The organism is Sideroxydans sp. CL21, from assembly GCF_902459525.1.
Lineage (GTDB): Bacteria > Pseudomonadota > Gammaproteobacteria > Burkholderiales > Gallionellaceae > Sideroxyarcus.
In genome coordinates this window covers 2907983-2929594 of the sequence record NZ_LR699166.1, presented here as the reverse complement: position 1 = coordinate 2929594, position 21612 = coordinate 2907983, and the positions used below count along the sequence as shown (strand labels likewise).

General features: G+C 57.9%; 21 protein-coding genes. 16 read left to right on the top strand and 5 right to left on the bottom strand.

Annotation, left to right across the window (positions count from 1 at the left end):
* Positions 1–5: 5 nt before the first annotated feature.
* The 7 genes from QOY30_RS13870 (at position 6) to rpmG (ending at position 4800) form a co-directional block, all read left to right on the top strand.
* Positions 6–656 carry an MlaC/ttg2D family ABC transporter substrate-binding protein gene (locus QOY30_RS13870; protein WP_283745207.1) on the top strand — a complete coding sequence of 217 codons (651 nt, stop codon included), beginning with the start codon at positions 6–8 and terminating at the stop codon, positions 654–656.
* Positions 653–946, top strand: a complete 294-nt coding sequence (locus tag QOY30_RS13865) for an STAS domain-containing protein (RefSeq protein WP_283745206.1) — start codon at positions 653–655, stop codon at positions 944–946. Before QOY30_RS13870 ends, QOY30_RS13865 begins: the two co-directional genes overlap by 4 nt.
* 34 nt (positions 947–980) lie before the next feature.
* The gene (gene murA / locus QOY30_RS13860; RefSeq protein WP_283745205.1) at positions 981–2231 is read left to right on the top strand and encodes a UDP-N-acetylglucosamine 1-carboxyvinyltransferase; all 1251 of its coding nucleotides are present in this window, start codon (positions 981–983) and stop codon (positions 2229–2231) included.
* 127 nt (positions 2232–2358) lie between these two features.
* Positions 2359–2997: an ATP phosphoribosyltransferase gene (hisG, locus tag QOY30_RS13855; protein ID WP_283745204.1), complete on the top strand. Its 639-nt coding sequence runs from the start codon at positions 2359–2361 to the stop codon at positions 2995–2997.
* A gap of 13 nt (positions 2998–3010) precedes the next feature.
* A complete protein-coding gene (hisD, locus tag QOY30_RS13850) occupies positions 3011–4306 on the top strand; it encodes a histidinol dehydrogenase (RefSeq protein ID WP_283745203.1) in 1296 nt (431 codons plus the stop codon).
* 77 nt (positions 4307–4383) lie between these two features.
* Entirely contained in the window at positions 4384–4620 is a 237-nt protein-coding gene (rpmB, locus tag QOY30_RS13845) for a 50S ribosomal protein L28 (protein WP_283745202.1), read from the top strand.
* Positions 4621–4632: 12 nt separating this feature from the next.
* On the top strand, positions 4633–4800 hold the full coding sequence (gene rpmG, locus QOY30_RS13840; protein WP_283745201.1) for a 50S ribosomal protein L33: 168 nt from the start codon (positions 4633–4635) through the stop codon (positions 4798–4800).
* Between the two features lie 100 nt (positions 4801–4900).
* Here rpmG and QOY30_RS13835 read toward each other — a convergent pair whose 3' ends face one another.
* The 5 genes from QOY30_RS13835 to QOY30_RS13815 all read right to left on the bottom strand — a co-directional run bounded on the left by QOY30_RS13835 (position 4901) and on the right by QOY30_RS13815 (position 8221).
* Positions 4901–5311, bottom strand: a complete 411-nt coding sequence (locus QOY30_RS13835) for a c-type cytochrome (protein WP_283745200.1) — start codon at positions 5309–5311, stop codon at positions 4901–4903.
* Between the two features lie 161 nt (positions 5312–5472).
* Complete coding sequence (locus QOY30_RS13830) at positions 5473–5886, bottom strand: hypothetical protein (RefSeq protein ID WP_283745199.1); 414 nt, start codon at positions 5884–5886, stop codon at positions 5473–5475.
* A gap of 22 nt (positions 5887–5908) precedes the next feature.
* Complete coding sequence (locus tag QOY30_RS13825) at positions 5909–6256, bottom strand: SpoIIAA family protein (protein ID WP_283745198.1); 348 nt, start codon at positions 6254–6256, stop codon at positions 5909–5911.
* The gene (locus QOY30_RS13820) at positions 6257–7108 is read right to left on the bottom strand and encodes a DMT family transporter (protein WP_283745197.1); all 852 of its coding nucleotides are present in this window, start codon (positions 7106–7108) and stop codon (positions 6257–6259) included. It abuts the gene before it with no gap.
* A gap of 6 nt (positions 7109–7114) precedes the next feature.
* Entirely contained in the window at positions 7115–8221 is a 1107-nt protein-coding gene (locus QOY30_RS13815; RefSeq protein ID WP_283745196.1) for an aromatic ring-hydroxylating oxygenase subunit alpha, read from the bottom strand.
* Between the two features lie 143 nt (positions 8222–8364).
* Here QOY30_RS13815 and QOY30_RS13810 point away from each other — a divergent pair, with 143 nt between their 5' ends.
* The 9 genes from QOY30_RS13810 (at position 8365) to QOY30_RS13770 (ending at position 21540) form a co-directional block, all read left to right on the top strand.
* Positions 8365–8607 carry an exodeoxyribonuclease VII small subunit gene (locus QOY30_RS13810; RefSeq protein WP_283745195.1) on the top strand — a complete coding sequence of 81 codons (243 nt, stop codon included), beginning with the start codon at positions 8365–8367 and terminating at the stop codon, positions 8605–8607.
* 2 nt (positions 8608–8609) lie between these two features.
* A complete protein-coding gene (locus QOY30_RS13805) occupies positions 8610–9497 on the top strand; it encodes a polyprenyl synthetase family protein (RefSeq protein WP_283745194.1) in 888 nt (295 codons plus the stop codon).
* A complete protein-coding gene (gene dxs, locus QOY30_RS13800; protein ID WP_283745193.1) occupies positions 9497–11341 on the top strand; it encodes a 1-deoxy-D-xylulose-5-phosphate synthase in 1845 nt (614 codons plus the stop codon). Before QOY30_RS13805 ends, dxs begins: the two co-directional genes overlap by 1 nt.
* 65 nt (positions 11342–11406) lie before the next feature.
* On the top strand, positions 11407–12204 hold the full coding sequence (gene folE2 / locus QOY30_RS13795) for a GTP cyclohydrolase FolE2 (RefSeq protein ID WP_283745192.1): 798 nt from the start codon (positions 11407–11409) through the stop codon (positions 12202–12204).
* A 136-nt stretch (positions 12205–12340) separates the two neighbouring features.
* The gene (htpG, locus tag QOY30_RS13790) at positions 12341–14242 is read left to right on the top strand and encodes a molecular chaperone HtpG (RefSeq protein WP_283745191.1); all 1902 of its coding nucleotides are present in this window, start codon (positions 12341–12343) and stop codon (positions 14240–14242) included.
* 137 nt (positions 14243–14379) lie between these two features.
* Entirely contained in the window at positions 14380–15087 is a 708-nt protein-coding gene (locus tag QOY30_RS13785; RefSeq protein WP_283745190.1) for a type 1 glutamine amidotransferase, read from the top strand.
* Between the two features lie 11 nt (positions 15088–15098).
* The gene (gene fdxA / locus QOY30_RS13780; protein WP_283745189.1) at positions 15099–15422 is read left to right on the top strand and encodes a ferredoxin FdxA; all 324 of its coding nucleotides are present in this window, start codon (positions 15099–15101) and stop codon (positions 15420–15422) included.
* Between the two features lie 113 nt (positions 15423–15535).
* Complete coding sequence (locus QOY30_RS13775) at positions 15536–18148, top strand: PD-(D/E)XK nuclease family protein (RefSeq protein WP_283745188.1); 2613 nt, start codon at positions 15536–15538, stop codon at positions 18146–18148.
* On the top strand, positions 18145–21540 hold the full coding sequence (locus QOY30_RS13770) for a UvrD-helicase domain-containing protein (RefSeq protein WP_283745187.1): 3396 nt from the start codon (positions 18145–18147) through the stop codon (positions 21538–21540). Before QOY30_RS13775 ends, QOY30_RS13770 begins: the two co-directional genes overlap by 4 nt.
* Positions 21541–21612 lie beyond the last annotated feature (72 nt).

The window sequence follows — 21612 nt, the reverse complement described above, 5'->3', positions numbered from 1 at the left end:
AAACCATGAAAAATATATTCCTATTGTTCTCCGGCGCGATGTTGCTTTGCCAGTCGTTTGTCGTGCGTGCCGACATGCCGGATCCGGATGTATTGATCAAAAATACGGTGCATGAGGTGCTGGATGTCGTGCGCGGCGACAAAGAACTGCGTTCCGGCAACCAGAAGAAGTTGCTGGAATTGGTGGATGCAAAAGTCCTGCCGCATTTCAACTTCGAACACATGACGAAGCTGGCCGTTGGTAAATCATGGCGTACGGCGACGCCGGAGCAGAAAAAGGCGCTGATGAGCGAGTTCCGAGTCTTGCTGGTGCGTACATACACCAAGGCTTTCACCTCCTACCGTGACCAGGTCGTCGAAATCAAGCCATTCAAGATGGATCCTGCGGCAACGGATGTGACCGTCAAAACCGCCATCGTCAAACCCGGCAGTTCGCAACAGCCGGTGCTGGTGGATTACGACATGGAAAAAATGCCGGATGGCTGGAAAGTATACGACCTGACAGTGGAGGGCGTAAGCTTGGTGACCAGCTATCGCGGTACGTTCGCCGATCAGATTCAGCAAGTCGGTATCGACGGTTTGATCAAGACACTGACCGACAAGAATAATTCAGCTGCGACCAACGCCGCGGTGGCGGAAAAGGCAGACAGCAAGTGATTCAGCGCGAAGGCAACGTTTTGCGGATATCGGGTAACCTGACCATGGATAGCATTGGCACGACATTCGGCGATGCCATGCAACCGATGGATGGAAAGGATTGGACGATCGACCTGGCACAGGTCGAGGCGGCTGATTCCGCTGCAGTGAGTTTGCTGTTGGCATGGCTGCGCAATGCGCAACGTCATGAGGCCAAGTTGAACTTTATCAATGTGCCGGACAATCTGCACAGTCTTGCCGGCCTGTATGGGGTGGCCGATGCGCTGCCGTTGAATCACTCATCACTTTAAAACAAAAGCCGCAGCAGCGGCAAGAAGAACTCCAATGCAAAAACTAGCCATCCAGGGCGGGACTCCTTTACGCGGGGAAGTGCGTATCTCCGGCGCCAAGAATGCCGCCCTGCCCATCATGTGCGCCAGCCTGCTGACAGCAGATAACTTGCATCTGACCAATCTGCCCGATCTGCACGACGTCGGCACCATGCGCAAACTGTTGCAGCAAATGGGTGTAATGGCGGAATCTGCAACGAATGAGATCACTTTCAGCGGCGGCAAAGTCGGCAATTGGGAAGCGCCATATGACATGGTCAAAACCATGCGCGCCGCAATTCTTGTGCTGGGTCCGCTGGTGGCACGTTTTGGTGATGCCAAGGTCTCATTGCCCGGAGGCTGTGCCATCGGTTCGCGCCCGGTTGATCTGCATATCAAAGGACTGCAGGCGATGGGCGCGGAGATCACCATCGAACACGGCTACATCCACGCCAAAGCGAAGCAGCTCAAAGGTGCACGCATTTTCTTCGATATTGTCAGCGTCACCGGCACCGAGAACCTGATGATGGCGGCGGTATTGGCCGACGGTGTGACCGTGCTGGAGAACGCCGCACGCGAACCGGAAGTGGTGGATCTGGCAAATTGCCTGCGCGCGATGGGCGCCAGGATCACCGGCGACGGGACGGATGCCATTACCATTACCGGCGTAGAACGGCTGCACGGAGCTACCCATCGCATCATGCCAGACCGTATCGAAAGCGGCACCTTCCTGGTGGCGGCCGCGGCGACGGGGGGCAGCATCACCTTGCGCGAGACGCGTGCCGACATCCTGGAAACCGTGCTGGAGAAACTCACCGAGGCGGGAGCGCAGATCAGGGTCGCTGGCGATACCATCCATCTGGAAATGAACGGGCGCCCGAAAGCGGTGAACGTGCGCACGGCCCCGCACCCTGCATTCCCCACCGATATGCAGGCGCAGTTCATGGCGCTCAACTGCATCGCGGAAGGCAGTGCGATGGTGGTGGAAACTATTTTCGAGAACCGCTTCATGCATGTGCAGGAATTGCGCCGTCTCGGCGCGCAGATTGATGTCGAAGGAAACACCGCGGTCGTGCGCGGCGTGGGGCATATGGAAGGTGCAACGGTGATGGCGACCGACCTGCGAGCTTCCGCTTGTCTGGTCATCGCCGGATTGGTTGCACAGGGGGAGACGGTCATCGACCGCATCTACCATCTGGATCGCGGCTACGAGCACATCGAAAACAAACTATCGCAGCTCGGTGCTAACATTCGCCGCTTGAAGTAGAGAAGGGGGAAAAGGGAAGGGAGAAGGGTAAAACAGTAGTTCGGAGGTTTTAACCCTTCACTCTTCCCCCTTGAGTGCCGCAGGCACGCACCCTTCCCCGGAATTGCAATAACTAATTGAGAAAAACATGATCACCATCGCCTTATCCAAAGGCCGCATCTTCGAAGAGACACTGCCGTTGCTCAAGGCTGCAGGCATCACCGCGCTGGAAGATCCGGAGACTTCCCGCAAACTCATTTTGCCGACCAACCGCGACGATGTGCGCCTGATCATCGTGCGCGCGTCGGATGTGCCGACCTATGTGCAATACGGCGCGGCGGATATGGGCGTGGCGGGCAAGGATGTACTCAACGAACATGGCGGCGAAGGCCTGTATCAGCCGCTGGACTTGAATATTGCGAAGTGCCGCATGATGGTCGCGGTGCGCAACGGCTTCGATTACGAGTCGGCAGTAAAGCAGGGGGCACGTCTGCGCGTGGCGACCAAGTATGTGAAAACAGCGCGCGAGCATTTTGCATCCAAGGGCGTGCATGTCGACCTCATCAAGCTGTACGGCTCGATGGAATTGGCGCCGCTAGTCGGGTTGTCCGACGCCATCGTCGATTTGGTCAGCAGCGGTGCGACATTGAAAGCCAACGATCTCAGGGCGGTGGAAGAGATCGCGCCGATCTCGTCGCGTCTGGTGGTGAATCAGGCATCGCTGAAACTCAAACGTGCAACGATACAACCGATGCTGGATGCCTTTGCCCGGGCTGTTAACAATTAAAGAGCGCCATGAAATGAATATCACCCGTCTTTCGACCCTGCAAGCCGACTTCGACACAAGGCTGAACAAGTTGCTGGCCTTCGAGGAGACAGCCGACGAAAAGCTGGAAACGACCGTCGCCGCCATCCTTGCCGATGTGAAGAAACGCGGCGATGCCGCCGTTCTGGAATGCACGCGCAAATTCGACCGCCTGCCGTTGGCGGATGCTGCCGCGATGGAATTGCCGCCTGCCGAACTGAGGGCGGCATTCGAAGGGCTTCCCGCCGACCAGCGCAGCGCACTGGAACAGGCTGCACAGCGCGTCACTTCGTATCACAAGAAACAGGTGCAAGTTTCATGGAACTACCTTGACGACGACGGCACCATGCTGGGACAGCAAGTCACGCCGCTGGATCGCGTCGGTCTTTATGTACCGGGCGGCAAGGCGGCCTATCCTTCTTCCGTCTTGATGAATGCCTTGCCAGCGAAAGTGGCCGGGGTTGCCGAGCTGGTCATGGTCGTTCCCACTCCGGACGGCGTAAAGAATCAACTGGTGCTGGCTGCAGCCTATCTATCCGGCGTGGATCGTGTGTTCACCATCGGAGGAGCCCAAGCCGTGGCAGCGCTGGCGTACGGCACGGAGACCATCCCCAAGGTGGACAAGATCGTCGGTCCAGGCAATGCCTATGTTGCTTCCGCCAAGCGCCGTGTGTTCGGCGTGTGCGGCATCGACATGATCGCTGGGCCGTCCGAGATACTGGTCATCTGCGACGGCAAGACCGACCCCGATTGGGTGGCGATGGACTTGTTCTCGCAGGCCGAACACGACGAGCTGGCGCAGGCCATCCTGCTGTCGCCGGATGCGGCTTTCATCGATGCCGTGGCAGCGAGTGCCAACCGGCTGCTGGAACAAATGCCGCGCAAGGCCATCATCCAGACTGCGCTGGAGAACCGCGGCGCGCTGATTCTTGTCGCAGACCTGGACGAAGCCTGCCGTATCAGCAACCGGATCGCCCCGGAGCACCTGGAGTTGTCCGTGGACGACCCCAAGGTTTGGCTGCCCAAACTCAAGCACGCGGGGGCCATCTTCATGGGGCGCTATACCTCGGAGTCGCTGGGTGACTACTGCGCAGGTCCGAATCACGTGCTGCCGACGTCCGGTACGGCGCGTTTTTCCTCGCCGTTGGGCGTGTACGACTTCCAGAAACGCAGCAGCCTGATCCAGGTTTCCCCCCAGGGTGCCAAAAAATTGGGCGAAATCGCCTCTACTCTGGCTTTTGGCGAGGGTTTGCATGCGCACGCCCAGTCCGCGCTGTACCGAAAAGGTTAATAAAACTTTGAGTTGTGTCTTTGCGGCGGTTTATGTAGAATCCGCGCCTCTTTGAAAAACTGGTTGGAGTGATTGTCATGGCACGCGTCTGTCAAGTAACTGGGAAAAAGCCCATGGTGGGCAACAACATTTCCCACGCAAACAATAAAACCAAGCGCCGTTTCTTGCCGAATCTGCAACGCCGCCGCTTGTGGGTAGAGTCTGAAAACCGTTGGGTGGCTTTGCGCCTGACCAATGCCGGTCTGCGTACCATCGACAAGAACGGCATCGACGCCGTCCTGTTTGAGATGCGTGCTCGCGGCGAGAAGATCTAAAGGAGAACGATTGTGGCAAAAGGCGCACGCGAAAAGATAAAACTGGAATCCTCGGCTGGTACCGGGCATTTCTACACGACAAACAAGAACAAACGCACCACCCCGGAAAAGCTTGAATTCCTGAAGTTCGACCCGGTGGCACGCAAGCATGTCGCATACAAGGAAACCAAGCTGAAGTAATTCGTCGAAGTTCAGGTGTTCAAAATAAAACCCGCAAAAGCGGGTTTTATTTTTGGATATGAGTGCTTATTTATTTTTCACTTCCCTTCGAACTCTTCGGCTATTTCTTCGGGGGAATGGAAAGAATGAAATTGACGATGTCGGTGATCTCATTTACATGAGTCCCTTTGGGGTCGTTTTGGACCATGGGAATGTATTCATTCCACTCGCCTTTGCCGCCCTTTGATATTTTTTTCACCAGTCCCGGCACAAGGGGCAGTTTTTCACCAGCGCTGTTGATGTTGAATCCCTTGTAAATGTAACTTGTCTGGCCGCGATACCGGTCAGCAACATTCTGCCATGATGGTCCGAATTTGGTTCGTTCCCACCCGTGACAAGCATCACATCCAAGCGCCTTTACCTCGGACTGTATCGCGGGAGGAATTCCAATTCCCGGAGTATCTTCAGCGTACACAGTCGTACTGAAGACCATCATTGAGGCAATCGCCGCCACTATCCTGCTGTTAACCATACTCTACCCCCTCGTTTTTTAATCTGCTTATTATGATTTTGCATCAAGTGCAACAGTACCATTGTTGCCGGGGTAATTGGTAGAGGAGGATTACAGCCAAATCAGGGTAACCAACGAATAAACTGGGCTTTATTAGGCGAAGTCGTACTACCCAGGTTTAGTCAGGTTTCCGGTATTGGCTTGGATTTATTGACAGTTTCAAGGAACAACCGCTTTGTGGAATTAAGGTAACCGTCACTGCAAGTACCTTGATATTCCAGCCAGTGGACGGTGTTGCCCGTCAAAACAATACTGCCCGAGATGATTGCGCTTCCCGCAGAAACCACGACAACAGCGGCCAGTATTGCGGCAGCACATTCCGAGTTGCAACCGCCCCCGATATTGATCGGGATGTCATTTGAACGACCTTGCGTATCGCGTGCCTCCCTTTCGAACAAGTTCCGCATCGACATGTGTTTTGTAATGGTTTCGCAAGTGGCAGCAGATTCCTTGTTTTCATCAACAACAGGTACATAGATACACGCCGACAGGGAAGCGGCGAGGAAGGCAATCGAGAATGCTGCAGAAGTTCTCATCTCATCCGGCCGCGCCCGATGCTTACATCCGGGCCCAACTCTCGGCTTCGTGGTAGTCGCCGAAGGCGCGAATGTCTGCATCGACGAACAATCGCGATAGCCAAGCCTGCCAGGTAAGCCATTGGTTGTCAGTGACGACCGCGATCTTGCTGAAATCATGGTTGTGCTGGCGACGGAAAAACTTGAGCTCTTCCCATGCGACATCCGGGGTGTAGCCGAGCATGCCGCGCAGGTCGAACAGCAGGTTGATCTTGCCGGGCGCATTGAGTTTGTGGAGTGCGTGCTCTTCAAACTGCTTGAAATCGGCGATGGTGAATTCGCCCATGACGGCGATATTGACGAGTTGGCTGTTTTCTTCAATGGTGATCATTTACTTTGCCTCTGTGTGGATGGGTGCTAGGCGCAAGCTTAACATGCCGCTGCCGATGATGAGAGCGATGCCGAACCAGCTGTCGATCGGCAGCGTCTCATTCCATAGTATCAGTCCGAACAGGCTGGCGAAGACGATGGTGCTATATGACAGCGTGCTCACCACCTGAGTTTGCCCGACACGGTAGGCGTGCGTCATGGCGACCTGGGCAAAGGTGGCCAACACCCCCATGCCGAGCAATAGCCACAGCTTGTTGAGTGTGACCGGATGCACTTCGGTTTGGGCCATCCATGCCCCGCTGAACAGCGTGGCCACCAGATTGAAATAGAACACCACGCGCACTGCCGGCTCACCCACGAGTCCGAGCTGGCGCACGTTCATTAACGCTACAGCAGCTAAAAAACCGGACGCCAAACCCAACATGCCGCTGACAAACTGTTCGCGCTCGAAGGTGGGGTGCAGCAGCAACACCACGCCGATGAAACCAAGCGTCAGGCTGGCGGTAAGGGGCAGATGGAAACGATCCTTGTGCACGGCCAAAGTGAGCACCGAAAGGAATATGGCAGAGGTGTAGTTCAGCGTGATGGCGGAAGCCAGGGGCAGGGTAGAGATGCAGTAGAAGTAAAGCATCATGGCGATGGTGCCGGACAGTCCGCGCCATAGATGGCTGCGCCAGTGCGGGGTGGCGAGCGGCGTGCGTTTGTGCAACAGCATGGCGGCCACGAACAGCAGGCCGAAGAAGCAGCGGTAGAAGACGAGTTCGCTACTGGAGAAATACGCCGTGCCAAGCTTGACGCACACGCCCATGCAGGCGAACGACAAACTCGCAAACAACATCCATAGCGCACCCACTTTGGGTTACTTCAAGTGCGGTTCCAGATTGCGGCGCAGGAACTCGTGGAAGTGCAGCATCCCGTCTTCGGTCGGTGACTGGTAAGGACCGGCCTCTTCGACGCCTTGCTTGTACAGGGCGCGGCGACCCTGATGCATGCGCAGGCAGATGATGTCGTCCTCGACCGCCGTTTCACGGTATGCCTTCTTCTCGGCTTCGATGTAGTCGCGCTCGAACAGCACGATATCTTCCGGATAGTAGAACTCCACGATGTTGGTGCAGGCATCCGTGCCGCGGGGGACGACAGTGCTGACTACCAGCGTGTTCGGATACCACTCGACCGTGATGTTGGGATAGTAGGTCAACCAGATTGCGCCGTATTTCGGGAACTCGCCGTTGTTGTAGCGCATGACCTGCTCAGTCCATTTTTCGTAGACCGGGCTGCCCGGCTTGCGCAGAGGCTTGTTGATACCGACGGTCTGCACGCTGAAATGTTCGCCGAACGTCCATTGGAGATCGTCGCAATTCACGAGTTGTCCCAGTCCGGGATGGAATGGCACAACGTGGTAGTCCTCCTGGTAAACCTCGATGAATGTCTTCCAGTTGAAGTTGTATTCGTCCACTTCCACCCGGTCCAGCATGTAACCGGAGAAGTCGATCTCCTTGAATGCGGGCATGGTCGCCAGATCCTTGGCGATATCGCGTTTGCCTGCGAACAGCAGGCCTTTCCAGTTTTGCAGGGGCGTCTTGTTCAGGTGCAGGCAGGGGTTGTTCGGGAAGTGCGGGGCCCCGATCAGTTCGCCATCGTTCTTGTAAGTCCAGCGATGCAGCGGGCACACGATGGTCTTTGCGTTGCCGCGCCCCTCCAGCATGGTGGCCTGGCGATGGCGGCAGATATTGGAAAGCAGCTCCACGCCGCCTTCGTTGCGAACCAGCATCTTTGCGCTGTCCATCCATTCAACCACGTGATAATCGCCGAGATTGGGTACCATCAATTCATGGCCGACATATTGCGGCCCGGCATCCAGCAGCACGCGCTGCTCGACCTCCAGAACTTTAGGATCGAAATACCAGCTCAGCGGCGGTTGCGCTGATACCGGATTGAATTGTTTCGGCTTGGCTATTTCGGACATACCCACTCTTTCTGTGAATACGGTTTTAAGGGGCAGGGATTGTCCCCGAAATCAGAGGGGGGGGCAACAAAAATTGGCTCTGTGTCGGGGGCTTGGGTAAAATGCCGCCCTTACGCAGAAATTGATGCACATTGGGAATCGAGATGGCGGCAAAATCCAGCAAGACACAGAGTTTCGAAACGGCGCTGGCAGAGTTGGAGCAAGTGGTGGCGGACATGGAGTCCGGCAAGCTGACGCTGGAGGACTCGCTGGCAGCCTACAAGCGCGGTGCTGAACTGTTGTCGTTCTGCCGGTCCCGCCTGGACGATGCGCAGCAGCAGGTGCGTGTGCTGGAAGACGGTGTGCTCAAGGACTTCAGCGCATCGGGCGATGCAAACAAAGATTGATAATGTCAGACTTCTCATTTTGGGTATCCGCCCATCAATCCCGTTTTGAAGATACTTTGAAGCGTTTGCTGCCGCAGGCCGAGGTCGCGCCGCAACGCCTGCATGCCGCGATGCGCTATAGCGTGCTGGAAGGCGGCAAGCGCGTGCGTCCGTTGCTGGCTTTTGCGGCGGGAGAATTGAGCGGTGCGCCGGTCGAGCGTGTCGAGATCGCCGCGGCCGCCGTCGAACTGATACACGCCTATTCGCTGGTGCACGACGACATGCCCTGCATGGACGACGATGTGCTGCGCCGCGGCAAACCGACCTGTCATGTCGAATACGATGAAGCCACCGCGCTGCTGGTGGGAGATGCGCTGCAAAGCCTGGCCTTCCAGTTGCTGTCCGAACATCGCCTGAACGAGGATGCAGCCAAACAATTGCAGATGGTCAAACTGCTGGCCATCGCTTCCGGTTCGCGCGGCATGGCGGGCGGGCAGGCCATCGATCTGGCCAGTGTGGGAAAGCAGTTGACCCTGCCCGAACTGGAGCAGATGCATATCCACAAGACCGGCGCGCTGATTCGCGCCTCCATCCTGCTTGGAGCGCATTGCGGAAATCTGGACCAGACGCAACTCGACAAGCTCGATCGCTACGGAAAATGCATAGGGCTGGCCTTCCAGGTGGTGGATGATGTGCTCGACAGCGAAGCGGATACTGCGACCCTGGGCAAGACTGCCGGCAAGGATGCAAACAACGACAAGCCGACTTATGTGACACTGCTGGGAGTGCAGGCTGCAAAGAAAATGGCAGCAGAGCTGCATGGTGATGCGCTGGATACTCTGGTTGAGTTTGGTGCGGCGGCTCAGCGCCTGCGTGAGTTGGCCGACTTCATCGTGAAGAGAAAGTACTAATGTATCCCTTGCTTGAAACCATCAACTCCCCGGACGATTTGCGCAAGCTCGATCGCGCGCAATTGCCGCAACTCACGGATGAATTGCGCGCCTTCCTGATCGAATCGGTCAGCAAGACCGGCGGACATCTTTCTTCCAACCTCGGCACGGTGGAATTGACCGTCGCATTGCATTACATCTACAACACGCCGGAAGACCGGCTGGTATGGGATGTCGGTCACCAGACCTATGCGCACAAGATACTGACCGGGCGCCGTGCCGCGATGAGCGGGCTGCGCATGGCGCACGGCATCTCCGGTTTTCCCAAGCGCAATGAGAGCCCCTATGACGCTTTCGGGACCGGTCATTCCAGCACTTCCATTTCCGCCGCGCTGGGTATGGCGGTAGCGGCCCAGTTGGCCGGAAAAGAGAACCGCTCCGTCGCCATTATCGGCGATGGCGCGATGTCCGGCGGGATGGCATTCGAAGCACTGAACAACGCGGGTGCAATGGACGCCAACCTGCTGGTGATCCTCAATGACAACGACATGTCCATCTCGCGCCCGGTCGGCGCCCTGAATAATTACCTGGCAAAGCTGATGTCGGGCCGCTTTTATGCGGCGATGCGGCGCAGCAGCGAAAAAATGTTGAAGGGTATGCCGCCGGTGCTGGAATTCGCCAAGCGCGCCGAAGAACACGTCAAGGGCATGGTCACACCCGGTACCTTGTTCGAAGAGTTTGGCTTCAACTACATCGGCCCCATCGACGGTCACGATCTCAATGTACTGGTTGATACCTTAAGCAACATCCGCCAGCTGGAAGGCCCGCAGTTCCTGCATATCGTCACGCAAAAGGGCAAGGGCTATCCTCAAGCCGAAGACGATTGCGTGCTGTATCACGGCGTCGGCAAGTTCGATCCCAGCCATGGCATCACAGCCAAACCCAGCACCAAAGTGACCTACACGCAGGTGTTCGGAGACTGGCTATGCGACATGGCGGAACAGGACGCACGTCTGGTCGGCATCACGCCCGCGATGTGCGAAGGTTCCGGCCTGGTCGAGTTCGCGCAGAAATACCCGCAGCGTTATTTTGATGTGGGTATCGCCGAGCAGCATGCCCTTACTTTTGCAGCCGGTTTGGCTTGCGATGGTTCCAAGCCGGTGGTGGCTATCTATTCCACCTTTCTGCAACGCGCTTACGACCAGCTTATCCACGATATCGCCATCCAGAACCTGCCGGTGATGTTTGCCATCGATCGCGGCGGACTGGTCGGTGCCGACGGCGCGACACATGCGGGCAGTTTCGATCTGAGCTATCTGCGCTGCATTCCCAACATGACCGTGATGGCACCCTCCGACGAAAACGAATGTCGGCAGATGTTGAGCACCGCTTTCCACCTCGATGCGCCGAGTGCGGTGCGCTATCCGCGCGGCACGGGGCCGGGAGTCTCCGTACAGAAGAGTTTGCAGCCTATCGCCGTGGGCAAAGGCGAAGTGCGTCGTCAGGGCAAAAAGGTAGCCATTCTCGCCTTTGGCTCCATGCTCGCTCCCGCCTTGCAGGCGGCAGAGCAGCTCGATGCCACCGTTGCCAACATGCGTTTCGTCAAGCCGCTGGACGAGGAACTGGTGTTGAAGCTCGCGGGCGCACATACTTTGCTGGTCACTGTGGAAGAAAACACCCTACAGGGCGGTGCCGGCAGCGCAGTGGCGGAATGTCTGGCGCGGCACGGCATCAACGTCCCAGTGTTGCATCTGGGCCTGCCGGACGAATTCCTTGAACAGGGTGATCCTGCTCAAATGCTGTCTGATTGCGGACTGGATGCGAATGGCATTGCAGGCTCTATCGGCAAAAAGTTGGCCAGTTGATATTGTCCGACCATAATAGTCGGGTAATGGGTATAATTGTCCCAAGACCATTCTGAGAGATAACCATGAATTCGATAGAAACGATAGCAGACGTACAAAACAGCGCCGATACGCGCCATTTGGCGATCAACAAGGTTGGCATCAAGAGCATCCGTCACCCCGTCCTTGTCAAAGACAAGAGCGGGGGCGTGCAGCACACCATTGCCACATTCAATATGTATGTGCACCTGCCGCACAACTTCAAAGGCACGCACATGTCGCGCTTTGTGCAGATATTGAACCAGCACGGACGCGAGATCACGGTGGAATCGTTCGAAGGTATCCTGCGCGAGATGACGGACAAGCTGGAGGCGAAATCCGGTTACATCGAAATGGCATTCCCCTACTTCATCAACAAGACCGCACCGGTCTCCGAAGTGCAAAGCCTGCTCGACTACGACGTCACTTTCATCGGCGAGATCGTTGAGGGCAAGTATCGCTTCAACATGAAGGTACAGATCCCGGTGACCAGTTTGTGCCCCTGTTCCAAGGAGATCTCCGAGCGCGGTGCGCACAACCAGCGCTCGCACGTCACCATCACCGTGCGCACCAGGAAATCGGTATGGATCGAAGAAGTGGTGCGCTTTGCCGAAGAGCAGGCGTCGAGCGAACTGTACGGCTTGCTGAAACGCCCCGACGAGAAGTTCGTCACCGAACGCGCGTACGACAACCCCAAGTTCGTCGAGGACATGGTGCGCGATGTGGCGGCAGTGCTGAATGCGGATGAACGTATCGAGGCGTATGTCGTCGAGTCGGAGAACTTTGAATCCATACACAATCATTCTGCCTACGCCCTGATCGAGCGGGACAAAACCCAGGGTTGAGGATTCAGGATACGGGATACAGGGGAACCAGCGGCTCCGCTTTTCCTGTATCCCGTATCCGGTATCCTGAATCCCCTCTTGAAAAAACGAGCTGCGCCCCCAGCTAGCTAAAACCATTTTTTTCAAGGAGGTATCCATGACCGAAGCCACCACCGCCAGCCGCGAAACGCTGGGATTCCAGACCGAAGTCAAACAGCTGCTGCAGTTGATGATCCACTCGCTGTATTCCAACCGCGAGATATTCCTGCGTGAACTGATTTCGAATGCTTCCGACGCCTGCGACAAGCTGCGTTTCGAGGCATTGCATAACGATGCGCTGTACGAGAACGCGTCCGACCTCAATATCCGCGTCAGCTTCGACAAGGCCGCGCGCACCCTGACGATCACCGACAGCGGCATCGGCATGAACCGAGACGAAGTGATCGCCAACCTCGGCACCATCGCCAAATCCGGCACGCGCGAATTCTTCACCAAACTGTCCGGCGACCAGCAGAAAGATGCACACCTGATCGGCCAGTTCGGCGTGGGCTTCTACTCTGCTTTCATCGTGGCCGACAAGGTATCGGTGCTGACGCGCCGTGCGGGCGAAAAGGCCGATCAGGGGGTGCGCTGGGAATCCGATGGTGGCGGCGAGTTCTCCATCGAGATGGTAGACAGGGCCGCGCGCGGTACCGAGATCACGCTGCACCTGCGCGAAGGGCAGGACGACCTGCTCGCCGGTTACAAGCTGCGCGAGATCATCCGAAAATATTCCAACCACATCGTCCAGCCGATCCTGATGCAAAAGGAAGAGTGGAAGGACGGCAAGTACGAAACCCTGGCCGAAGACGAAACCGTCAACCAGGCTTCCGCGCTGTGGGCGCGCTCCAAGAACGAGATCACCGAAGAGCAGTACAAGGAATTCTACAAGCACGTCGGGCACGACTTCGACGATCCGCTGGCGTGGACGCACGCGCGCGTCGAAGGCAAGCAGGAATACACGCAACTGCTGTACATCCCGGGCCGCGCGCCGTTCGACATGTACGACCGTCAGGCGCGCCACGGCATCAAGCTCTATGTGCGCCGCGTGTTCATCATGGACGACGCCGAACAACTGATGCCGCAATACATGCGCTTCGTGCGCGGCGTGGTGGATTCTGCCGATCTGCCTCTCAACGTCTCGCGCGAGATCCTGCAGGAATCGAAGGACATCGAGGCTATTCGGAAGGGGTGTACAGGAAAGGTTTTGGGTCTGCTGGCCGATCTGGCCGAGAACGACAAGGAGAAGTACATCAAGTTCTGGGGCGAGTTCGGCCATGTGCTGAAAGAAGGCGTCGGCGAAGACTTCGCCAACAAGGACAAGATTGCCGGACTGTTGCGTTTTGCCTCGACCCAGGCCGATACCACGGATGAGACGGTGTCGCTGAAGGACTACGTCAGTCGCATGAAGGACGGTCAGGAAAAGATCTATTACGTCACCGCCGACAGCTTCAATGCCGCCAAGAACAGCCCGCACCTCGAAGTGTTCCGCAAGAAGGGTATCGAAGTGCTGCTGCTGTCCGCCCGCGTGGACGAATGGGTGGTGAGCAACCTGCCCGAATTCGAAGGCAAGCAACTGGTATCCGTCGCCAAGGGAGGCCTCGACCTGGGCGCGCTGGAAGACGCAGCCGAGAAGCAGGAGCAGGAAAAACAGGCCGACGAGTTCAAGGGGCTGACCGACAAGATCAAGACCAGCCTCGCGGATAAAGTGAAGGAAGTGCGCGTCACTCACCGTCTGACCGACAGCCCCGCCTGTCTGGTGGCGGACGAGCACGACATGAGCGGCAACCTGGCGCGTTTGCTGAAGGCATCCGGCCAGAAAGCGCCGATCTCGCAGCCCATCCTTGAGATCAACCCTGCCCATCCGGTGGTATTGCGCCTGAAGGGAGAAGAGAAGCGTTTCGACGATTGGGCTGCTGTGCTGTTCGACCAGGCACTGCTCGCTGAAGGCGGCCAGCTCGACGATCCTGCCGGCTTCGTCAAGCGCGTGAACCAGCTGATGCTGGAGATGGGCGCCTGAAGGCCCATTTGCACTGCACAAGTAACGGGCGCGCAAAGGCGCCCGTTTTTTTCAGCTGCTGCATGGCAGCTGTGATGAAAGCCAACTAAAATGCATGTCCGATGTGCCTTATTACGAGATATTGATCCGATCGCACCATGAAACCCATCGCCATCTTCCGCCATTCCCCTACCGAAGGTGCAGGCTATTTCGCGCTGTTCCTCAACCGGCACGCCATCCCTTGGCAAATGATTCACATCGACCAGGGCGAAGCGGTGCCCGCAGATGCCGCGGTGTTCTCCGGCCTGGTATTCATGGGTGGGCCGATGAGTGTCAACGACGACCTGCCCTGGATGCCGAAGGTGGCGGCGTTGATCCGCGATGCCGTGGCTCGCGACATTCCGCTGCTTGGTCACTGCCTGGGTGGGCAGCTCATGTCCAAGGCGCTGGGCGGTGCGGTGACGAAGAATCCGGTGAAAGAGCTCGGCTGGGGCGAGGTGACCGTGGCCGATAACGTTGCTGCACATGAATGGTTCGGCGACATCAAACGTTTCGATTCATTCCACTGGCACGGCGAGACCTTTTCGCTGCCGCCGGGGGCGGTGCCTCTGCTGTCCAGCCCGTATTGCGCGAATCAGGCGTACGCCATCGGCAAGCACCTCGGCATGCAATGTCATGTCGAGATGACTGAACAGATGATCCACGACTGGTGCGAGAACGGGGCAGATGAGATCGCTGCCAATCTGCACAGTCCGGCAGTACAATCGGCAGAAATAATGCAAGCGCAGATGCACGACAAATTGCCCGGCCTGCATGATGTGGCGGAGCGGCTGTACCGGCATTGGCTGCAAGGTCTGGCGCACTAAGGGAGAAACCGATGGCTTACGTTGTTACCGAGAACTGCATCAAATGCAAGTACACCGACTGTGTGGATGTGTGCCCGGTGGATTGCTTTCACGAAGGCCCCAACTTTTTGGTGATTGACCCTGATGAGTGCATCGACTGTACGCTGTGCGTGGCAGAATGCCCGGCGAATGCGATCTATGCCGAAGATGATGTGCCGAAGGATCAACTCCAGTTCATCGCCCTCAACGCTGAATTGGCAAAACAATGGAAAGTCATCGTCGAGAAAAAAGACGCACCGGCCGATGCGGACGAATGGCTCAATGTGAAAGACAAACTCCAACTGCTGAAGCGGTGAGCAAAGCGCATGATGATCTGCCGCGCGATCTGTTTCCCCTGCAAGGGGCAGAGGCAGGTGGATGCGCGGTATCCGCAAAGCCCCCCCATTCCTGACGATCTTTCGAGGCTACCTTGAGCAGCGCTGAAAGATATTTCGACCTCGTTGCCCGGCGCATCCTGGCTGCGCATCCGGCACCCGACCTGCGCGGCATCACCATTCTGCTGCCCAACTATCATGCTGCGCAGCCGCTGTCACAGGCGCTGATGCGGATTGCGCAGCGGCCGGCCTTGTTGCTGCCGGAAATGGTCACGCTCAACGAATGGGCGCAAAGCGTTCCGCTCGACATGCCTGTCGCGGCAGACAGCCAGCGCAGCGCCTTGCTCTACCAGCAGCTGCGCAAATCGAAATGGTTCGAGCGTGCCGACCTGTGGAGCATGACGCAGGAGCTGCTCAAGTTGTTCGACGAACTGACGCATTCCCTGCATGAGCTGCCGGGCGATGCCGAATCGTTCGCCGCCGTTGTGCAGCAGGCCTATCAGGCAAGGCAGAATGCGACGTTGCAGCTGGAAGCCCGGCTGGTATTCGAACTGTGGCATGCGATGCAAAGTGGCGCCGATCTGGACAGGGCGCGCGCCTACCAGCAGCAACTGGCGAAACTGGCACAACAGGCCGACAGGCCGCTGTATGTGCTGCGCGCATCGCAATGGGAAGCGCTGGAGCAGCGCTTCCTGGACGAATATGAACAGCGTGCAGTAGTGAAGGTGTTTGATCTGCGCGAGATGGAGATTCAGAGCGGTGCGCCGCTGTTCTTCGCGGCCACCAGTCTGGAACAAGAAGCTAGAGCCGCCGCCATGCAAGTGCGCCTGTGGTTGCAGGCGGGCAAGCGCGATATTGCCATCGTGGCCCAGGACCGCGTGGTGGCTCGGCGCATGCGCGCCTTGCTGGAACGGGCCGAGGTCCTCGTGGCGGACGAAACGGGCTGGACCTTCGCGACGCTGTCGGTGAGCACGGCACTGGATCGCTGGCTGACGGCGTTACAAACCGATTTCTACCATCACGATCTGCTCGACCTGCTCAAGTCTCCCTATATCTTTGCCGACATGGCGGCCGGCGAACGCAAGTCGGCGGTATATCAACTCGAACAACTGCTGCGCAAACAGGGCGTCGTTGCCGGACTGGAAAAATTCAGCACACTGGTCGAGCACGAGGCGGCGTTGCATCAACCGATGGCGCGCTTGCGCCAGGCGGCCGCGCTGCTGGAACAGGGAAGGAAGAAACCCCTGGCGGAATGGATCGAGGCGTTGCGCGAGAGCCTGGAAGTGCTGGGTATCAGCAGCGGTCTGCAGCAGGACGATGCCGGTTTGCAGTTGCTCGGTGCGCTGGAGAACTGGCAGCAGGAGCTGGCGGCAGACGAAGGGCGTTACCGCTTCGCCGAATGGCGGCGCTGGCTGGCACAGCAACTGGATACCGAGACTTTCCGCGACAGCAGCATCGACAGCCCGGTGCGCTTCACCCACCTTGCGGCGGCGCGCTGGCGCGCCTTCGATGCGGTGCTGCTGCTCGGTTGCGATGCCGATCATTTGCCGGGTGCTTCGGACGGCGGGCGCTGGTTCAACGATGCGGTGCGCAGCAGTTTGAATTTGCACACGCGCGGCACCCATGCCGTGCGCCAGCACGACGACCTGCGGGCCCTGCTGGCGCTGAACGACAGCGTACTGGTCACCTGGCAGCGGGATCAAAATGGGGAAGCGCGGCTGCTGAGCCCGTTTTTTCAGATGTTGCGCGATGAACACGAGCGGGCGCACGGCAACGATCTTTCCGAGCGCGAGTTGCATGCCTACCTAGCGGCGGAAGAGATACACCACGCGACATTGCCCCGATCCGGGCAGCCCGCGCCAAGCGTGGCAACGGAAGCCGTTCCCGCGGGTGTGTCCATCAGCGGCTATAACTCGCTAGTTGCCTGTCCCTATCAATTCTATGCACGCCACATCCTGCGCCTGAACGAACTGGACGAGGTGCCGGAAGCCATCGAGAAGCGCGACTACGGCGAGCGCGTGCACGAGATATTGCAGCGCTTCCACGAACGCTATCCGCAAGTGAGTGGACACGACACGGCAGAAATGGATACAGCACTGCGAATGATCAGCCAGGAAGTATTTGCCGATCTGCTGGCACAGGATTTTGCCGCACGCGCCTGGCTGGCGCGCTGGTACAAGTCGTTGCCCGGGTACCTGGACTGGCAGGCAGAGAACGAAGCCAAAGGCTGGCGCTATGCCGAGGCGGAGAGCAAATTCGATTGGCAGCTGGAAGGCGTGCGTCTGCGCGGACGGATAGACAGGCTGGATGTCAGGGCGGATGAAAAGCTCGTACTGGATTACAAGACGCAAAGCGAACAGCTGTTGCGCAACAAACTGAAGGAGCCGGGCGAAGACGTGCAGCTCGCGTGTTATGCCTACGCCCATGAGGCGGCGGATGCAGCGTTCGTCAGTATCGAGAACGGGAAAGTGAGACTGGTGGAACCCAAGGATGACGTGCCGTTGCTGGCGCAGCTCAATGCCGAGCGCCTGGTGAATGTGATGGCGCGTGTACACGGTGGCGCCGGGTTGCCTGCGAACGGCATCGACCAAGCCTGCATGCACTGTGAGATCAGAGGCGTGTGCAGAAAAGGGGAATGGATTTCAGGATACGGGATTCAGGATGCGGGATTCAGCTCCCCTCTCACGCTTGAGGGAGAGGGCAGATGACTAACCACATTGCGCTCGACCCCAAACGCAGCGTCGTCGTCGAAGCCTGCGCCGGCAGCGGCAAGACCTGGCTGCTGGTGTCGCGCATCGTGCGCTTGCTGCTGGACGGCGCGCAGCCTTCACAGATTCTCGCCATCACCTTTACGCGCAAAGCGGCACAGGAGATGCAGGCACGTTTGCAGCTGTGGCTGCGCGACCTGGCGATGGGTGACGAGGATTCAGTGCGCAAATTCTTCGCCGAACGCGGCATCCCGGAATTAAGCGATGAGCAACTGCAACGCGCCCGCAGTCTGTTCAAAGAAGTGCTGCTGGCCCAGCCCGGTATCACCATCAGCACCTTCCATGGCTGGTTTATGCAAGTCATGCAGCGCGCACCGCTGAACTCCGATGTGATGCAGGGCATGAGCCTGCTGGAGCGCGCGGGGGCGGAGCAGGAAGAAGCCTGGGAAGAATTGCTGGAGAATATGCGCAAGCAGCCGGATGGGACAAATGCGCAGCACATGCAGTGGCTGTTTGAGAATTGTGGATTGTCCAATACCCGCACGCTTCTGTTCAACTTCCTCGGCAAGCGTGCCGAGTGGTGGGCTTATACACAGGGACAGGAAGATGCGCTGACGTTTGCGCTGGATAACCTGCACACTGATCTTGCCGTGGATATGGAATTCGACCCAGTCGCAGACTGGGGTATGTGCGGCAACAGCGAAGAGGTACTGTTCGCGTTTGTTCGACAACTTGCAAACAACGGCACCGATATCCAGAAGGCCAAGGCGAGCGAAATCGAGTGCGCTTGGACCGATATCGAAGAAGGCAAGCGATTCGGAGCGATGTGGCCACTGCTGTTTACTCACAAGAATGAACCCAGAACAGGAAGGCCGATTGCGCCCAATAAGAAACAGGATGAGATCGCTTTCCTGGAAACACTGAATACCCTGCAAGCCAGTCTGCAAGACGTGCGCGATACGCTCGCCGAGCAACAGGCCTATCGCCTGAACGAGGCCGTACTGCATTGCGGTGTTGCTTTCCTCGAACGCTATCAGGCGCTCAAGGCGCAAAAGCAGCAGATGGATTTCTCCGATCTGGAATGGCAGCTGTGCCGATTGCTGCAACAGAGCGAACACGCCGAGACCATGCAGTACAAACTCGACAGCCGCTACCGTCATGTGCTGCTGGATGAGTTTCAGGATACCAATCCGCTGCAATGGCAGATCCTGCGCGCATGGTTCGATGCCTCTGTGGCGGTGGATTCGCAACCCACCGTGTTCGTCGTCGGCGACCCGAAACAATCCATCTACCGCTTCCGCCGTGCCGATGCGCGCCTGTTCGGTGTGGCACGCGAATACCTGAAAGAACATTTCGCCGCGCACGAGCTGCACAACAACCATACCCGCCGCAACGCACCCGCCGTGCTGGCTGCGGTGAACGCCGTATTCGCCGACCACCCCGAGGGTTTTGTGGATTTCGAACCGCACACGGCCGAGCACACCGGCTTGCCCGGTTACGTGATGGCATTGCCGCTGGCAGTTGCCGAGCAGCAGGGCAGGGAAGAAACCGCAGACGATGCGCCGCTGGTTTTGCGCGATCCGCTGACGACTCCGCGAGGCGAAGCCGAAGAAGGCGGACGCCAGAAAGAAGCCGTGCAATTCGCAGACACGTTGAAAACCATCGCCAACGATTGGTCTGTCAACGACGAAGGCGATACGCGCCGCGCCACCTATGGCGACATCATGGTGCTGGTGCGTAGCCGTACCCACCTGCAAGTATATGAAGAAGCCCTGCGCGCAAAACATATCACATTCATCAGTTCCCGCCGCGGCGGCCTGCTCGACACGCTGGAAGCGGAAGATGTGCAGGCGTTGCTGATGTTCCTCATCACCCCCTTCGCCGATCTGGCGCTGGCACAGGTGCTGCGCACGCCTATCTTTGCGTGCAGCGATGCGGACCTGTTGCAGTTATCGGGATACGGGATACAGGATACAGGGAGGGCAGAGGGGTCCCCTGAATCCCGTATCCCGTATCCCGCATCCTCATCTTGGTGGCAACGCCTGCAGCACTTGGCCGAACCATCGCCCACCCTGCAACGTGCCTTTGAGTTATTGCAGCGCTGGCTCGCCCTCGCCGACAAACTCCCTGTACACGACTTGCTCGACCGTATCTATTTCGAAGGTGATGTGCTGGCCCGTTACTCTGCCGTGCTGCCTGTCGAGATGCGCGCCAAGGTCACCGCCAATCTGCATGCATTCATGAAAATGGCGCTCGATATCGATGCCGGACGCTACCCAAGTCTGCCCAGATTCCTGCAGGACCTGCGTGAATTGCGCGACAGCAGCGACGATGCGCCTGACGAAGGCAAGCTCGGCACGGCGGGCGATGCGGTGCGCATCTACACCGTGCACGAATCGAAAGGGCTGGAAGCACCCATTGTCTGGCTGCTGGATGCGAATTCGGAAAAGAAGAATAAAGATGGCAACGATGTGTTGCTGGATTGGCCCACACATGAAGAACGCCCTTTGCATTTTTCCCTCTATGCCGACCAGGCGTCGCGCGGCAAGAAACGCGCGCCGCTGTTCGAGCAAGACGCTGCCCAGCAGGCCCGCGAAGAAATGAACCTGCTCTACGTCGCCATGACCAGGGCGCAACAGGTGCTGATTGTGAGCGGCAACAGCAAGGGCGAAGACAAGGAAGAAAGGAAGCAAGCGCCATCGTGGTACGACCGCATCGCGGCAGTGGCGGGGAATCAGCAGAATCCGTTCGGGCTGAACCTGTCGGAGCCAACACAAAGCCAGCCGGGAGCGACTGATTACCCTTCGAGAGCAGGTACGCCGGTGGGTGCCCCGCCGCTACGCGGTGTCCCTGTCGCGGGCTCGGGGCGAACGGAAGTTGTATTGCCTTCAATTCTCCCCACCGGCAAACGCATCCCCCGCAACACCGCACAGCAACAGCGCGGCATCTGGCTGCACGGATTGTTGCAACACCTCACAACTCCCTCCCTCTCCCACCGGGGGAGGGCTGGGGTGGGGGAACAAGCGGCGAACAAAGCTGAACTCCAACAGCGCCTCGCCATTCCCTCCACAGAAATTGAAACTCTCTACCAACAAGCCCAGCAACTGCTTGCCTTGCCACAGCTCGCCCGCTTCTTCGATGCGAAGCAATACTGCTCCGCCAGCAACGAGATGCCCTATATCAACGCCAAGGGCGAACTGAAACGCATCGACCGTCTGGTGGAGTTCGACGATGAAGTGTGGGTGCTGGATTACAAGCTGGGCGATAGCGAGGATGCCGCACGTTACCGTGTGCAGATGCAGGAATACCTCGCGGCGATGCAAACGGTGTATGCGGGCAAGGCAGTGCGTTGTGCACTGGTATTTGCAGATGGCGCATTGAACGAAGTGTAGGGGGCCGAGCTAAAGGGTAATGGTGTAGCCGTTGGGGGCGTCGACATCCATCCTGCGGAGACCACCACTCAA

What these genes read in the sequence shown, in the direction of transcription:
- QOY30_RS13870 (WP_283745207.1), top strand. Translation starts at nt 6, where the DNA reads ATGAAAAATATATTCCTATTGTTCTCCGGCGCGATGTTGCTTTGCCAG.
- murA (WP_283745205.1), top strand. Translation starts at nt 981, where the DNA reads ATGCAAAAACTAGCCATCCAGGGCGGGACTCCTTTACGCGGGGAAGTG.
- hisG (WP_283745204.1), top strand. Translation starts at nt 2,359, where the DNA reads ATGATCACCATCGCCTTATCCAAAGGCCGCATCTTCGAAGAGACACTG.
- hisD (WP_283745203.1), top strand. Translation starts at nt 3,011, where the DNA reads ATGAATATCACCCGTCTTTCGACCCTGCAAGCCGACTTCGACACAAGG.
- rpmB (WP_283745202.1), top strand. Translation starts at nt 4,384, where the DNA reads ATGGCACGCGTCTGTCAAGTAACTGGGAAAAAGCCCATGGTGGGCAAC.
- QOY30_RS13835 (WP_283745200.1), bottom strand. Translation starts at nt 5,311, where the DNA reads ATGGTTAACAGCAGGATAGTGGCGGCGATTGCCTCAATGATGGTCTTC.
- QOY30_RS13830 (WP_283745199.1), bottom strand. Translation starts at nt 5,886, where the DNA reads ATGAGAACTTCTGCAGCATTCTCGATTGCCTTCCTCGCCGCTTCCCTG.
- QOY30_RS13825 (WP_283745198.1), bottom strand. Translation starts at nt 6,256, where the DNA reads ATGATCACCATTGAAGAAAACAGCCAACTCGTCAATATCGCCGTCATG.
- QOY30_RS13815 (WP_283745196.1), bottom strand. Translation starts at nt 8,221, where the DNA reads ATGTCCGAAATAGCCAAGCCGAAACAATTCAATCCGGTATCAGCGCAA.
- QOY30_RS13810 (WP_283745195.1), top strand. Translation starts at nt 8,365, where the DNA reads ATGGCGGCAAAATCCAGCAAGACACAGAGTTTCGAAACGGCGCTGGCA.
- QOY30_RS13805 (WP_283745194.1), top strand. Translation starts at nt 8,610, where the DNA reads ATGTCAGACTTCTCATTTTGGGTATCCGCCCATCAATCCCGTTTTGAA.
- dxs (WP_283745193.1), top strand. Translation starts at nt 9,497, where the DNA reads ATGTATCCCTTGCTTGAAACCATCAACTCCCCGGACGATTTGCGCAAG.
- folE2 (WP_283745192.1), top strand. Translation starts at nt 11,407, where the DNA reads ATGAATTCGATAGAAACGATAGCAGACGTACAAAACAGCGCCGATACG.
- htpG (WP_283745191.1), top strand. Translation starts at nt 12,341, where the DNA reads ATGACCGAAGCCACCACCGCCAGCCGCGAAACGCTGGGATTCCAGACC.
- QOY30_RS13785 (WP_283745190.1), top strand. Translation starts at nt 14,380, where the DNA reads ATGAAACCCATCGCCATCTTCCGCCATTCCCCTACCGAAGGTGCAGGC.
- fdxA (WP_283745189.1), top strand. Translation starts at nt 15,099, where the DNA reads ATGGCTTACGTTGTTACCGAGAACTGCATCAAATGCAAGTACACCGAC.
- QOY30_RS13770 (WP_283745187.1), top strand. Translation starts at nt 18,145, where the DNA reads ATGACTAACCACATTGCGCTCGACCCCAAACGCAGCGTCGTCGTCGAA.